This window comes from Roseburia sp. AF42-8, from assembly GCF_003435965.1.
Taxonomy (GTDB): Bacteria; Bacillota; Clostridia; order Lachnospirales; family Lachnospiraceae; genus Roseburia_C; species Roseburia_C amylophila.
Window position 1 is genome coordinate 12,771 of sequence record NZ_QTVB01000016.1, and the last position, 15,008, is coordinate 27,778.

The following is a 15,008-nucleotide window of genomic DNA, read 5'->3' on the forward strand; positions in this document are numbered from 1 at the left end:
ATATGAAATAAGTAATAAGTAAACTACGAGAAACACGCTTTGCGAGCTACTCGCGTAAATAAGTAGAAGCCCCATCGTCTGATGATTCAGAGGATGGGGCTTCTTTTCTGCGTGCTGCAGCATTGCAGGCTCAGGATTTTATACAGCCTGACTGCAGAGCTGTTTCTTTTTCCGGTTCTTCCAAACAAGATAGGAAATCATAAGTGGTACACCGGCACCAATCCATGCTACCGGGCTTGCCAGACGGACTGACCAGTATCCATATGGATTTAAAAGGAGCCATACGACACCGACACGGCAAATCATTTCAAAGATACCGCTGACCATAGGCATGATACCTTTTCCAAGTCCCTGCAAAGAAGTACGATAAAGGTAAATAAGAGCAAGAAAGAAGAAAAAGCAGCTGATGGTATTTAAGTACTGTGTGGCATAACTGTAAATGGCTTCCGTCGGTTCGCTTAAGAAAAGGGAAACAATGGAACGGCCAAATACAGTACAGATGAATGCAGCAATTGCAACAGTTCCAAGGGCGATTCCAAAGGCCTTCTTCATGCCATCGAAGATGCGTTCGTATTTTCCGGCACCTAAGTTCTGACCACAGTAAGTAGACATTGTGGTTCCAAGAGCTGGCATTGGCTGGGTAGAAATTTGTTCTACCTTGGATGCAGCAGTAAAGGCTGCAACAGCACTGGAACCAAATACATTTACTGCAGACTGAAGAATCATGGAACCAACAGCTATCAGAGAGTAGTTCAAAGCCATCGGGATACCAAGTCCCATCATCTGGGCGGTTGTCACGCGGTCGATGTAGTAATCACTTTTTCTGGTGCGGAGAATCGTGAATTTACGGTACATATAAATAAGACAGAGAACAGCGGAAATACCCTGTGAGATTACGGTGGCATATGCAGCACCTGCAACATTTAATTTTAAAGTTACAATACAGAATAAATCCAGCACAATATTAAGAGCGGAGGAAAACAGCAGGAAGTATAATGGAGTCTTGCTGTCACCAACACCTCTTAAAATTCCGGAAACAACATTGTACATCATACTGGTAATGATACCCCAGAAGATAACCCGGATATAAGAGTCTGCCATATCAAGAATATTATCCGGTGTGTTCATAAAGATTAAAAGCTCCCGGGAAGTAGTAACAGTCAATGCGGTAAGAACCACGGAAATGATTATGGTTAAGAGGAAGGATAAAGCAACAATATGCTTTAAACGGCTTTCATCCTTTGCACCGAAAGCCTGTGATACCATAACACCGAATCCCTGGCAAGTCCGGATGCAAAACCAAGTACCAGAAACATAATAGAACCGGTTGCACCTACAGCAGCCAGGGCATCTTCTCCCAAAAACTGTCCTACAATGATGGTATCTACCATACTGTAGAACTGCTGGAACAGATTTCCGAACAATACAGGAAGTGAGAAGAAAAGAATTAATTTCAGTGGATTTCCGGTTGTCATATCTTTCGTCATAATTATAAGCTCCTTTCATAATTTTTTGCAGAAATGTTCTGCACTATATGAGAAAAAAGTACTATATTCTTTGGAAACGGGATTAGTATACATTGGTAAAATAAAAATGACAATGTAAAAATCAATTTAATTATGGTATAATTCGCTCATGAATACGAATTTAGAATATTACAAATTTTTTTATTATGTAGGAAAACTTCACAGTATTACATTGGCAGCAGAAGAACTGAATGTTTCACAGCCGGCAGTGTCCCAGGCAATCCGTAATTTGGAGCGGGAACTGGGAACCACCCTTTTCATGCGGACATCCAGAGGGGTGCGTCTGACTGCAGAGGGGCAGACACTTTACGGCTATGTGCAGCGGGGCTATGAGACCATCCGGGAAGGCGAACGCAAATTCCTTGAAATGCAGGAGCTGACCAGCGGAGAAGTATGTATCGGAGCCAGCGATATGACACTGCAGTTTTATCTGCTTTCTTATCTGGAACAGTTTCATGAGCAGTATCCGAAAATCAGAATTACAGTTACCAATGCACCGACACCGGAGACACTGAAATATCTGCAGAGCGGCAGAATTGATTTTGGTGTAGTCAGCACGCCCATGGAGACAACGAAGAATATGCATGTGATTCCGGTGCGTGAGATAGAAGATGTCTTTGTGGCAGGACGAAAATTTGAATATTTAAAGGGCGGTAAATTAAGCTATAAAGAATTGGAACATCTGCCGGTTATGTGCCTGGAGGGAAATACCTCTACCAGAAAATATGTAGAGGAATTTCTGCTGGGAGAAGGCGTTGTGATTCATCCGGAGATAGAACTTGCCACCAGCGATATGCTGATACAGTTTGCGAAAAGGAGCCTTGGCATAGCAAATGTGGTCAGGGACTTTGCCCAGGAAGAAATTGAAAAGGGGGAACTGTTTCAGATTACATTTAATAAGAAGATTCCTGCCAGACAGTTCTGTATTGTTTCAGATGACAGGGTTCCGTTGACTGCAGCAGCAGAAAAATTGTTGAAATTACTGCAACATAAGTAAAACTTATGTCGAGTATAAGGAATATTGACTTTACTTATAATATCTGATTCGGTATAATCAGAAAGTAAGAAGCAGAGAACTGGTTTTTACACCGGTTCTTTTTTGCTTTACAGGAAATTGCTTTCCTGTAAAGTAAAAAACGCTCCGCGAGTAGCTCGTAAAGCGTGTTTCTCATAGTTACGCGAGCAGCGAGAAGAACATATTTCTTATTATAAGGAGGAAATAAAAATGGTTACAGCAGTAGTTGGTGCAAACTGGGGAGATGAAGGAAAAGGCAAGATTACTGATATGCTTGCAAAGGAAGCAGATATTATTATCCGTTTCCAGGGTGGTGCAAATGCAGGACATACTATCGTAAATGATTACGGAAAATTTGCATTACATACCCTTCCATCAGGAGTGTTCTACGGACATACCACAAGTATTATCGGAAATGGTGTTGCACTTGATATCCCGAAGCTTTTCAATGAGATGAAGTCTATTACAGACCGTAATGTACCGGCACCTAAGCTTTTGGTTTCTGACCGTGCACAGATTGTTATGCCGTATCATGTGCTTTTTGATCAGTACGAAGAGGAGCGTCTTGGAAAGAAATCATTCGGTTCTACCAAGTCAGGTATTGCACCATTTTATTCAGATAAATATGCAAAAATCGGTTTCCAGGTAAGTGAACTTTTCGATGAAGATACTTTAACAGAAAAGGTAGACCGTATCTGTGAAATGAAAAATATTATGTTAGAGTATATGTACCACAAACCATTACTGGACAAGGCAGAGCTGTTAAATACATTACATGAGTACCGTGATATGGTAGCTCCGTATGTCTGTGATGTTTCTTTATATCTTGATAAGGCAATCAAAGAAGGAAAGAACATTCTCTTAGAGGGACAGCTTGGAACCTTAAAAGACCCGGATCACGGAATTTATCCAATGGTAACATCTTCTTCTACATTGGCTGCATATGGTGCAATCGGAGCAGGAATCCCACCATATGAGATTAAGAAAATTGTTACTGTATGTAAAGCATATTCTTCTGCTGTTGGTGCAGGCGCATTCGTCAGCGAAATCTTTGGCGAAGAAGCAGATGAATTAAGAAAACGCGGTGGAGACGGCGGAGAATTCGGCGCAACCACAGGACGTCCAAGACGTATGGGATGGTTTGACTGTGTGGCAAGTAAATATGGCTGCCGCATGCAGGGAACTACCGATGTAGCATTTACCGTGTTAGATGTTTTAGGATATTTAGATGAGATTCCGGTTTGCGTAGGATATGAAATCGACGGAGAAGTAACCACAGACTTCCCTGTAACTACAAAGCTTGAAAAAGCAAAACCTGTATTAAAGAACCTTCCGGGCTGGAAGACAGATATCCGTGGAATTAAGAAATACGAAGACCTTCCGGAAAACTGCCGTAAATATGTAGAATTCATTGAAGAACAGATTGGATATCCGATTACCATGGTTTCTAACGGACCGGGAAGAATGATATCATTTATCGTTAAGAATAAAGGCAGATCGTGATGATAAAAAATGTAATCTTTGACGTAGGAAAAGTGCTGGTAGACTTTTGCTGGGAAGAAGTATTTCATAAGCTCGGTTTTGAGGGGGAAACTTTTGAATGTGTGGCGGATGCTACCGTCCGTTCCGTAACCTGGAATGAATTCGACCGGGGGGCAAAGCCGGATGAAGAGATTATTGCTGCATGCATCAAGGAAACACCGGATTATGAAAGAGAAATAAGACTCTTTTATGACCATGTAGGAGAGACGATTCGTACTTATCCATATACGGTGCGGTGGATCAGAAGCCTTGAGGAAAATGGATATCATACCTATATATTATCTAATTTTCCAAAGAGCACTTATGAAAAAGCAACAGAAGAACTTTCTTTTGAAAAGGAGACTACCGGAGCAATCTTTTCCTATCAGGTGAAGTGCATCAAGCCGGAAGCGGAAATTTATAACCTGCTGCTTGACAGATACCACTTAGTGCCACAGGAATGTGTATTCATAGATGACCGTCCGGAAAACATAGAGGCAGCAGAAAAGCTTGGCATTACAGGCATACAGTTTCAGAATCAGCAGCAGGCAAAAAGAAGACTTTTGGAACTTGGTGTCGTATCCGACCGTTAATAAGTAAAGATTATGTAAAAAAAGAATAATTGCCTATTCGTTTCTTGCATTTCAATAGCGAAATGCTTATAATGAGCGTAAGCAGACGGGTAGCAACGCAACTGGCAGGAGTTACTCCTGCCAGTTTTTATCTTTACAGGAAATTGCTTTCCTGTAAAGCGTGTTTTCGCAGTTACGCAGTAAGCAGGGAGAATACAATGAGGATAACAGGTTTAAAGAAAAAGCTGATAAGTCTCATAGTGGCTGTTATTATGACGGTTTCAGGAATGTATGTTGAAAATATCAACATAGATTCTTCCTTTGCATGTGAAGATACTGCGAACCAGAATTTCACACAGGTAGCACATTTATCCAGACCATCAGAGAGCTGTACCGAAGAACTTTTGGGAACTCGGGAGACCGGCAGGATTGCAGCGGGATACCGCAGACTGTCGGAGAAAAACAGCGATTTGGAAGGAGCCGCATTATCACTGGAAGCAGTATTGCCTGAAAATCAGGCAAAAGACGGCTGGAACTTTGAATTACGGAAATCAAAGGATGTTTTGGACAGCAGGCGTGTCATTATAGGCTATATCCATCATCAGGATGGAGCGAAGGGCTGACTATCACAAGTTAGAAGCAATTTACCTGTGCGCAGAGGAGCATAGGTTTCTTTGCGTACAATATCAGGTCATAACTGTGATAGGAGGATAATAAAATATGGCACAGGATATTGTAGTAGCGCTTATGGGCGTTATGGTAGCGGCAGCAGTTGCTGCATGCTGGTGGTATGAGCATCATGGCAGAGAAGATGAGACTTCTTCTAAAGAGGAACAGGAAAAGACGAAAGAAGTATAAAGGAATAAAAGAAGATAGAGGGCTTGTAGCAGGAAAGGACAGAATATGAGAAAGACAAAAATTATATGTACATTAGGACCGGCAACAAAGGATGATGAAGTATTAAAACAGTTAATGGAAAATGGAATGGACGTGGCGAGAATTAACTTTTCCCACGGCTCACAGGCAGAACATAAAGTAACCATGGATCGTGTAAAAAGGATGCGTAAGGAACTGGGCAGACCGGTTGGGATTCTTCTTGATACCAGTGGACCGGAAATCAGGATTGGACAGCTGGAGGGTGGCAGAGCAGAACTGCTTCCGGGAGATACCTTTAAACTTACCACCAATGATATTATGGGAAATAAAGAGCGGGTCTCTATTACTTACAAGGATTTGGTGCATGATGTCAAAGCCGGAACCAGAATTCTGATTGATGATGGACTGATTGAAATGCTGGTAACCAATGTAACAGAAACTGAGATTACCTGTAAAGTAGAAAATGGTGGTGTGATTTCAGACCGCAAAGGAATTAATGTACCGAATGTAAATCTGTCCATGCCTTATATCAGCCCGAAAGACCGCTCCGATATTCTATTTGGAATTGAGCAGGGTGTAGATTTTATTGCAGCATCTTTTGTACGCTGTGCAGATGATGTGCTGCAGTTACGGAAAATTATGGCAGAGCAGGGCTGCAATGACATTAAGATTATCTCTAAAATCGAAAACCGTCAGGGTGTAGATAATATTGATGAGATTCTGGCAGTGTCAGATGGCATTATGGTTGCCAGAGGAGACATGGGAGTGGAGATTCCGATTCGTGAAGTTCCGGCAATTCAGAAGAAAATTATAAAAAAGGTTTACCATGCAGAAAAGGTTGTTATTACGGCAACCCAGATGCTGGATTCCATGATGAAGAATCCACGCCCGACCAGAGCAGAAGCAACCGATGTTGCCAATGCTATTTATGATGGAACCAGTGCAATTATGCTGTCTGGTGAGACTGCTGCCGGGAAATATCCGGTGGAGGCATTAAAAACCATGACAGAGATTGCGGAATATACAGAAAATGATATTGATTATGAGAAACGTTTCCGCCAGCTGGAGAAGATTGATAATCCGGATGTAACAGATGCCATTTCCCATGCAACCTGTATGACTGCCATTGACATCAATGCGGCAGCAATTGTTACGGTAACCAAATCCGGCAAGACTGCCCGCATGATTTCAAGATATCGTCCGAAATGTGCAATTATCGGCTGTACCCCATCGGAAAAGAGTTATTATCAGATGAATCTTTCCTGGGGCGTAACACCACTTATGATACAGGAAGAGACGGATACAGAAGCATTGTTTAATAATGCAATGGAATCCGCAGAACAGCATGGATATGTACAGCATGGAGATCTGGCGGTTATTACAGCTGGAATTCCATTGGGTATTTCCGGTACCACCAATCTGATTCGTGTAGTAGTGACGGGACACTTAAAGAAATAGGAGCGTAGATGGTATGAATGAACAACCGAAATTAGCAGTGCTGATTGATGCAGAAAATGTATCCAATAAATATGTGAAACTAATTATGGATGAGGTCAGCAATTACGGGGTGGCTACTTATAAGCGGGTTTATGGAGATTATTCGAATCCGAGCGTATCTGCATGGATGAAAAATATGCAGGAGTATGCTCTGACACCGGAATTGCAGTGTAATTATACTGCAGGAAAAAGTGCTTCTGATTCGGCATTGATTATAGATGCCATGGATATTCTTTATTCCGGCAAAGTCAGCGGTTTCTGTCTGGTGTCGTCAGACAGTGATTTTACCAAACTTGCCATGCGCTTAAAGGAAGCCGGTATGATGGTAATCGGAATGGGAGAGGAGAAGACACCGAAGTCCTTTGTAAATGCCTGCGAGAATTTCAAGTATCTTGATTTACTTTATAATAAAGAAGAAGCAGAGGAAAAACAGCGCACAGCTACCACAAGAAGAAATACGAATGCATCTTCGGAAAAGGATGCCGGGGACAATGACAACCTTCCGAAGCTTTCGGATATTGAAAAGGAGGTAATCTCCATTATCCGGAGCAATGCAGAGGAAAATGGCTGGATTAATATTTCTGAGCTTGGAATCAATCTGAGCAAACGTATTCCGGGCTTTGACCCACGAAATTATCAGTGCAGTAAACTTTCTACCTTCTTAAAGAAGTTTAGGAGCATTGAATTAAACCCGATTGAGAATCCACACAATAAGCTGTTGAAGGTTGTGTATGCAAAAATAAAAGAGTAGAAAAGAATGTAAAAGCTTCTTTTTCCAGAGTTGTATTTGGCTGGCGAAAGAAGCTTTTTACATAATATTTTTAAAGCGTAGATACATGCTGTAACTAAAATCTGGTTATAAGCAAAAAAACAGGAAGCCTTGATTTATCAGGCTTCCCGCTCCATTAAATAATGCGGAAGATGGGACTTGAACCCACACAAGCGCAATGCTTACAAGATCCTTAGTCTTGCTCGTCTGCCAGTTCCGACACTTCCGCATACCGTATGAACTTACGTCTCATGACGACTTGTAAATAGTAACAAATTCCGGGGCAATTGTCAATGCTTATTTTTAACTTTTTTCGATTTTTGCCAATTTTATATATTTTTTCAAAAAAGGGAAAAAATTAAAAATAGGGGTTGACTTATTACCGTTGAAACGGTAAAATATCATTTGTTCGCAGGAGTGGCGGAATTGGCAGACGCGCAGGCTTCAGGTGCCTGTGGTAGCAATATCGTGTGGGTTCAAGTCCCATCTCCTGCATGAAAAAAGCCTTGATGATATCAGGGCTTTTTTGCTGTTACAAAGTATTCGTAAGAAGCTGCCGGCAGCAGGCTTTGCAACTCTGAAATTACTTGATGAATCGTAAAAAGGAGCGTATAACAAATATTCGGAAAAATGAAAAGCGAGTGTAATAGAAGAAAAAACAGGGTGTCAAGAAAAAATACTTGACACCCTGCTTCCTTTATAGTATGATAGCTAAGGTCGCAAGGAGTGAGAACATGGAAGAAAAAGTAGAACAGACTTATTTATATGATTTTTATGGAGAGCTGCTCAATGAACATCAGAGAAGAATCTACGAAGATTTCGTGTTCAATGATTTATCTTTAGGCGAGATAGCTTCCTGCGAGGGCATCAGTCGCCAGGGTGTACATGACCTGATTAAGCGGTGCAATAAGATGCTGGAAGGCTATGAAGAGAAACTTCATCTGGTAAAGAAGTTCTTAGAGACGAAGCAGAAGGTAGAAGAGATTAACAAATTAGCGGAAAGCTTCCGGGCAGGACGCAAGGATACAGTAATTGATGAAATAGAGAGAATTTCGGGAGAAATATTGGAGGAGCTGTAATATGGCATTTGACAGTCTTTCACAGAAACTTCAAAATGTATTTAAGAATCTTCGCAGTAAGGGAAGGCTTACGGAAGATGATGTGAAGGCAGCACTGAAAGAAGTAAAGATGGCTCTGCTTGAAGCAGATGTTAACTTTAAAGTAGTAAAACAGTTTACCAAAGCGGTGCAGGAGCGTGCAATTGGTTCCGATGTAATGAACGGACTGAATCCTGGACAGATGGTAATTAAAATTGTAAATGAAGAGATGGTCAGGCTCATGGGTTCCGAAACAACGGAGATAGCACTTCGTCCGGGACAGCAGATTACCGTTATTATGATGGTAGGTCTTCAGGGAGCTGGTAAAACCACCACAACAGCTAAGATTGCAGGTAAGTTAAAGCAGAAGGGCAAGAAACCACTGCTGGTAGCCTGTGATGTGTATCGCCCGGCTGCTATTGAGCAGTTGAAAATCAATGGAGAGAAGCAGGAAGTTGAAGTATTCTCCATGGGCGATAAGAATAAGCCGGTAAATATTGCGAAAGCGGCAGTAGAGCATGCAGTAAAGAATGGCAATCAGGTAGTCATCTTAGATACCGCCGGACGTCTTCATGTAGATGAAGATATGATGGATGAGTTGATTGAGATAAAAGAAAATGTGGATGTGGCACAGACCATTTTGGTTGTAGATGCCATGACCGGACAGGATGCCGTAAATGTGGCGGGAACGTTCGATGAGAAGATTGGAATTGATGGAGTTGTACTGACAAAGTTAGATGGTGATACCAGAGGTGGAGCGGCATTATCCATCCGTGCAGTAACCGGTAAACCGATTCTTTATGTTGGTATGGGAGAGAAACTTTCTGATTTGGAACAGTTCTATCCGGATCGTATGGCAAGTAGAATTCTTGGCATGGGCGATGTGCTTACACTCATTGAAAAAGCACAGAACGAGATTGATATAGATGAAGAGAAAGCCAAAGACATGCAGCAGCGTCTGAAGAAAGCAGACTTTACATTTGATGATTATCTGCTTTCCATGGAACAGATGAAGAAAATGGGCGGTCTTGGAAATATTCTTGGTATGCTGCCGGGACTTGGCGGCGGAAAGATGCCGGATATTGATGAAGGTGAAGCTGAGAAAAATATGGCACGTACAACAGCCATCATCTATTCCATGACAAAGAAGGAAAGAAGTAATCCTTCGCTTTTGAATCCGAGCCGTAAGCACCGGATTGCAAAAGGTGCAGGGGTAGATATCAGTGAAGTAAACCGTCTGGTAAAGCAGTTTGAACAGGCGAAGAAAATGATGAAACAGATGCCCGGACTTATGGGTGGACGTGGACGCGGTGGTAAAATGGGAAAATTCAAGTTTCCTTTTTAACATATAAGCATTTGCTTAGGATAGCATAATTCAAGGAGGTGAAACAGTAATGGCAGTAAAGATCAGATTAAGAAGATTAGGACAGAAAAAGGCTCCTTTCTATAGAATCGTAGTTGCAGATTCCCGTTCCCCAAGAGATGGAAAATGCATCGAAGAGATTGGAACTTATGACCCAACTAAGGATCCTAGTGAGTACCATGTAAATGAAGAACTGGCTAAGAAATGGTTAGCAAACGGCGCACAGCCAACAGAAACCGTAAACCGTATCTTCAAAGCAACCGGTATCGTAAAATAGTGAGGTGTACCTATGAAGGAATTAGTAGAAGTAATTGCAAAATCACTTGTAGATTACCCGGATGAGGTCAATGTCACAGAGACAGAGAACGAGAAAGCCATCGTATTGGAACTGCGCGTAGCTCAGTCCGACATGGGTAAGGTAATCGGAAAGCAGGGACGTATTGCAAAGGCAATCCGTTCTGTTGTGAAAGCAGCAGCCTCAAAAGAAAACAAAAAAGTAATCGTTGATATTATGTAATAATATCGATGACATAAAAGGAAGCAGCAGAGTAATCTGCTGCTTCCTTTTATCTATATGCTAATAATTATGCACAGGAATTCGTTCCTGTGCACTTTTCCATCTTGTCCCATTATGCGACATATGTTAAAATACAAAAAAGCATACATTAATACAATCGAAATAGCAAATTCTATTATTCAAATCTTGTTTCATTTTGAACATGACATTTCTGTATCTATCTATGCTTTTATTCACTAATTAATCAAAAAAGCAGGAGAGGTACAGCAGTGGATTTTGTAGCAATGGTTCTCCTGCCACATACAAGGAGGACTTGCCTATGACAAGAGAAACAAATGAAAACACACCGGTAGCAAACCGTAAATTCAAGGACACTATTTTTCGCATGCTATTTTCGGAAAAGGAAGCTTTGCTGTCGCTTTATAATGCGGTTAATAGCAGTAATTATACGGATGCAGATGCACTGGAAATTGTAACTTTAGAAAATGCTATTTATATGGGAATGAAGAATGACCTGGCTTTTATTCTGGATATGAATCTTTATCTATATGAACATCAATCCACAATAAATCCGAACATTCCGCTTCGGGATTTATTTTATATTGCAGCAGAATACCAGAGGCTTGTAGATAAGAAATCCCTATATTCTTCTGCATTACAGAAAATTCCCAATCCCCATTTTATTGTATTTTATAACGGAAGCATGCCGATAGAGGATTGTTGTACCAGACGGCTGTCAGATGCGTTTTATCATGCAACAGACAATCCATCTTTGGAGCTTGTTGTTACCACATTTAATGTGAATGTGGGGCACAACACGGAGTTAATGTCCCAGTGCCAGATATTGAGGGAATATTCCATTTATGTCGCAAAAGTGCGTGTTTTTACGGAACAGATGCCAGTAGATGCTGCTGTACAAAAAGCAGTTGCAGAATGCATCCATGAAAATATTCTGGCAGATTTCCTTAGGAAAAATCAGGCGGAGGTAATTGCTATGAGTATATTTGAATATGACAAAGAGGAAGAGGAAAAGAAATTAAGGAAAGCAGAATTTGAGGCAGGAGTCGAGCATGGAATAGAGCAGAGTTTAGTTTCACTTGTAATAAAGAAAATGAAAAAAGGAAAATCTGTAGAAGAAATTGCGGATATGCTAGAAGAAACTCCGGAAAAAATTCAAAATATATATGAACTGGCAAGAGATATGGCACCAGACTATGATGTAGAGAAAATCTGTGGACAATTGACAAGATAAAAAGATAAAACTGTAAGTTTTTTCTAGGGGAAAAGAAAAGCAGTTATATAGTTTCATAAAAAGTGCACAGGAATTCGTTCCTGTGCACTTTTTAACAATTTTACTCATGCACGAAAACCGTAGTCGGTATACATTTCTTCGCAGTATTTGCAGCGATAGGTTTCTTCTTTTTCATCTGTGAGCAGGAAAATCTGGTCTAATTCCTGTTCGATGGAAGTAATGCAGCGTGGGTTCTTGCAACGGATTACATTTTTTACCTGCTTTGGAAGATGCAGTTCCTTTTTCTCAACGATTTTATCGCCTTTGATAATATTTACGGTAATATTGTGGTCGATAAAACCTAAGATATCTAAGTCTAAGGCATCAATCGGGCATTCGACTTTGATGATGTCTTTTTTTCCCATTTTATTGCTTTTGGCATTCTTGATAATGGCAACGGTACAGTCTAACTTGTCCAGCTTTAAATTGTGATAGATAGAAAGGCTCATACCGGCTTTGATATGGTCGAGAACGAAACCTTCATGAATTCCACTGATATTTAACATATTGATTACCTCCATTTTAATAGTGTAAGAATCAGAGCCATTCGCACATAGACACCGTACTGTGCCTGACGGAAATAAGCAGCTCTTGGGTCATCATCTACTTCTACGGATATTTCATTGACACGAGGAAGTGGATGAAGAACATACATATCGTCCTTGGCAAGTTTCATTTTTTCCTTGTCTAATATGTAATAGTTTTTCAGACGGACATAATCTTCTTCATTGAAGAAACGTTCCTTCTGCACTCTGGTCATATAAAGAATATCAAGTTTTGGCATTGCATCATCCAGTCTTGTTACTTCTTCAAACGGAATATTATTTTTTACCAGAACGTCTTCGCGGATATAGTCCGGAATTTTAAGTTCTTCCGGAGAAATAAGAACGAAGCGGATTCCGGGATAACGAATCAGTGCATTAATCAGAGAGTGCACGGTCCGGCCGAATTTTAAATCACCGCATAAACCGATTGTCATATTGTCTAATTTCCCTTTTAAAGAACGAATGGTTAATAAATCAGTTAATGTCTGGGTTGGATGTTGATGACCGCCATCACCGGCGTTGATTACTGGAATAGAAGATTTCTGGGAAGCTACGAGAGGCGCACCTTCCTTTGGATGACGCATGGCACATATATCTGCGTAACAGGAAATGATTCGGATAGTATCGGAAACACTTTCACCTTTTGCTGCGGATGAACTGTCTGCACTGGCAAAACCAAGAACAGAACCACCAAGGTTTAACATGGCAGCTTCAAAACTAAGACGGGTACGGGTACTTGGTTCATAGAAACAGGTTGCAAGTTTCATGCCATCACAGGCATGTGCATATTTTTGTGGATTTTTTTCAATATCACCTGCTAAATCCAGCAGTTGATCCAGCTCCTCTACGGATAAATCGAGGGGACTCATTAAGTGTCGCATAAGATTCCTCCTGTATGATGTTTTTAGTAATGTCATCTAGGCATTTTTACTATCATATAATAATAAAATATAAAATTCAAGGTAAAATATAAAGACGCAATATTCTGAAATTTGAAAAATTTTTCAGTATATGATAAAGTAGGGTATCATAAGGTGATGCAAAGAGAAGGAGAGCAAAAATGATTGAGGAAAGAAACGATATGCAGATGGACTTTGATGAGGATGCCCAGTACACAGAACGCAAGAGAATACTCTTTTTCGGTCTGCCATGGACCTTTACCAAATATATCATCAAACCAAGTGTAATTACAGTAGATGCAGGCTTATTCAAAATTGAAGAAAATGACTGCTATATGTATAAGGTACAGGATGTAAAATTAACGGCAACTTTGCTGGAGCGGATGTTCGGACTTGGAACTGTAATCTGTTATACCGGAGATGTTACTACACCGGAGCTTCGGCTGACACATATCAAACATTCCAGGGAAGTAAAAAATTACATCTTAAAAGCATCCGAAATTGCAAGAATGAAACGCCGTACTTTAAATACGTTAGATATTGGAGCTGGCGCAGATATTGATGATTTAGACTCATAAGCGTAACAGGACATTGCAGGATTCAGGCATCGCACGGACTTAAATAAGAAGTTCCGTGCGATGCTGTTTTATGCAGGAAAGGGGATTTAAGATTTTCTCAGGGGAACAGTGGTAACACGTTCAAATAGGAGACCTGCCATCATCCAGAGAGGCGCATAGTCTAAGCGGATGACACCGTTGATATTGGTTTTGGCATTGCTGTAATCCCATGGACAGATGCCCTTTTTCTTTAAGAAGGTTCCGGTCAGATACTCACAGACAAAGATACCGGCAGAGTAAATGGAACCCCGGAAGATGGCAGGCAGCTTTCGAATGCGTTTATAAACCGGCGGAATAACCGCCGCCATACCATAAATCGGGAACATCCAGATAGAAGTATGTCCCGTCAGTTTAAAATTGTTATTGCGGATAGAATCAAGGGAGGTGAAGATAATTTCCATGCACCAGCCCGTGAGTCCGCATATCATAAAATTATTCTTCATCATAAGAAAAGTATCTCCTTTGAATTTAGAAAAATACTATGAAATTATGAAACAGGGATGGAATGCGGCTGGTAATTTTTGTGTGTAAAATAACTGGGTGTTCACGAAAGGACGAATGTATGATAAGACCTGTTAGAAGCACTTGGAATTCTGTATAAAAACAGGCAACGCTGACACATGGATGTGGCAGCGAAGCGCATATGAACATGGATGTGAATTTGCGCTGGTTGCCGGAACAAATCATAACAATAGCAGAATTCTTAGTGCTTCTTGCAGGTCATTATGTTACATTCGGATTTCGTGAACATCCGGTTATTTCGGTTACACAATAAATACATTTACAGCATCACCCTGTTTCGTAATTTCATAAAATATCTGTAAGAAATTATGAAATCTTTCATAAATAAAAAGTGGAAAACTTGTAAAAACCCACCTGGTAGCATATAATGATAAAAGTGTA

14 protein-coding genes, 2 tRNA genes and 3 pseudogenes are annotated in these 15,008 nt (G+C 40.7%); 14 read left to right on the forward strand and 5 right to left on the reverse strand.

Translation table 11 applies throughout. From position 1 onward, the window contains the following. Positions 1–138 precede the first annotated feature (138 nt). Positions 139–1,487 (reverse strand): annotated as a pseudogene (locus DW059_RS08410) (MATE family efflux transporter). Between the two features lie 148 nt (positions 1,488–1,635). On the opposite strand from DW059_RS08410, the gene DW059_RS08415 reads away from it, so the two are divergent. The 7 genes and pseudogenes from DW059_RS08415 (at position 1,636) to DW059_RS08440 (ending at position 7,758) form a co-directional block, all read left to right on the forward strand. Then, on the forward strand, positions 1,636–2,523 hold the full coding sequence (locus DW059_RS08415; RefSeq protein WP_117698476.1) for a LysR family transcriptional regulator: 888 nt from the start codon (positions 1,636–1,638) through the stop codon (positions 2,521–2,523). Between the two features lie 228 nt (positions 2,524–2,751). Next, positions 2,752–4,025 (forward strand): annotated as a pseudogene (locus tag DW059_RS08420) (adenylosuccinate synthase). Between the two features lie 18 nt (positions 4,026–4,043). Beyond that, on the forward strand, positions 4,044–4,655 hold the full coding sequence (locus tag DW059_RS08425; RefSeq protein ID WP_117698478.1) for an HAD family hydrolase: 612 nt from the start codon (positions 4,044–4,046) through the stop codon (positions 4,653–4,655). A gap of 197 nt (positions 4,656–4,852) precedes the next feature. Next, positions 4,853–5,257, forward strand: coding sequence for a hypothetical protein (locus DW059_RS08430; RefSeq protein WP_117698479.1), 405 nt, complete (start codon positions 4,853–4,855; stop codon positions 5,255–5,257). Between the two features lie 97 nt (positions 5,258–5,354). Beyond that, on the forward strand, positions 5,355–5,492 hold the full coding sequence (locus DW059_RS15910) for a hypothetical protein (RefSeq protein ID WP_158552089.1): 138 nt from the start codon (positions 5,355–5,357) through the stop codon (positions 5,490–5,492). 45 nt (positions 5,493–5,537) lie between these two features. After that, a pseudogene (gene pyk / locus DW059_RS08435) lies at positions 5,538–6,959 on the forward strand (pyruvate kinase); the annotation flags it as partial. Positions 6,960–6,981: 22 nt separating this feature from the next. Then, the gene (locus DW059_RS08440; RefSeq protein WP_022243191.1) at positions 6,982–7,758 is read left to right on the forward strand and encodes an NYN domain-containing protein; all 777 of its coding nucleotides are present in this window, start codon (positions 6,982–6,984) and stop codon (positions 7,756–7,758) included. A gap of 162 nt (positions 7,759–7,920) precedes the next feature. Here DW059_RS08440 and DW059_RS08445 read toward each other — a convergent pair. Next, a tRNA-Leu gene (locus DW059_RS08445) sits at positions 7,921–8,005 on the reverse strand. Between the two features lie 182 nt (positions 8,006–8,187). Here DW059_RS08445 and DW059_RS08450 point away from each other — a divergent pair. From DW059_RS08450 to DW059_RS08475, 6 genes are all read left to right on the forward strand, one after another. Further along, a tRNA-Leu gene (locus tag DW059_RS08450) sits at positions 8,188–8,271 on the forward strand. 239 nt (positions 8,272–8,510) lie between these two features. After that, a complete protein-coding gene (gene ylxM / locus DW059_RS08455) occupies positions 8,511–8,855 on the forward strand; it encodes a YlxM family DNA-binding protein (protein ID WP_117698481.1) in 345 nt (114 codons plus the stop codon). A 1-nt stretch (position 8,856) separates the two neighbouring features. Continuing rightward, positions 8,857–10,218: a signal recognition particle protein gene (gene ffh / locus DW059_RS08460; protein WP_117698482.1), complete on the forward strand. Its 1,362-nt coding sequence runs from the start codon at positions 8,857–8,859 to the stop codon at positions 10,216–10,218. Between the two features lie 49 nt (positions 10,219–10,267). Continuing rightward, on the forward strand, positions 10,268–10,513 hold the full coding sequence (gene rpsP, locus DW059_RS08465) for a 30S ribosomal protein S16 (RefSeq protein WP_022243187.1): 246 nt from the start codon (positions 10,268–10,270) through the stop codon (positions 10,511–10,513). A gap of 12 nt (positions 10,514–10,525) precedes the next feature. Continuing rightward, the gene (locus tag DW059_RS08470; RefSeq protein ID WP_022243186.1) at positions 10,526–10,753 is read left to right on the forward strand and encodes a KH domain-containing protein; all 228 of its coding nucleotides are present in this window, start codon (positions 10,526–10,528) and stop codon (positions 10,751–10,753) included. 319 nt (positions 10,754–11,072) lie between these two features. Further along, entirely contained in the window at positions 11,073–12,005 is a 933-nt protein-coding gene (locus tag DW059_RS08475) for a hypothetical protein (protein ID WP_117698483.1), read from the forward strand. Between the two features lie 104 nt (positions 12,006–12,109). On the opposite strand, the gene DW059_RS08480 is transcribed toward DW059_RS08475, so the two are convergent. Together DW059_RS08480 and pyrB are read right to left on the reverse strand one after the other, a co-directional pair. After that, a complete protein-coding gene (locus DW059_RS08480) occupies positions 12,110–12,550 on the reverse strand; it encodes an aspartate carbamoyltransferase regulatory subunit (protein WP_022243184.1) in 441 nt (146 codons plus the stop codon). Between the two features lie 5 nt (positions 12,551–12,555). After that, positions 12,556–13,470, reverse strand: coding sequence for an aspartate carbamoyltransferase (gene pyrB / locus DW059_RS08485; RefSeq protein WP_022243183.1), 915 nt, complete (start codon positions 13,468–13,470; stop codon positions 12,556–12,558). A 179-nt stretch (positions 13,471–13,649) separates the two neighbouring features. On the opposite strand from pyrB, the gene DW059_RS08490 reads away from it, so the two are divergent. Beyond that, the gene (locus DW059_RS08490; protein ID WP_117698484.1) at positions 13,650–14,066 is read left to right on the forward strand and encodes a PH domain-containing protein; all 417 of its coding nucleotides are present in this window, start codon (positions 13,650–13,652) and stop codon (positions 14,064–14,066) included. Between the two features lie 86 nt (positions 14,067–14,152). Here the strand turns inward: DW059_RS08490 and DW059_RS08495 are convergent, their stop codons facing one another. Then, a complete protein-coding gene (locus DW059_RS08495; protein ID WP_117698485.1) occupies positions 14,153–14,551 on the reverse strand; it encodes a putative ABC transporter permease in 399 nt (132 codons plus the stop codon). Between the last annotated feature and the right edge of the window lie 457 nt (positions 14,552–15,008).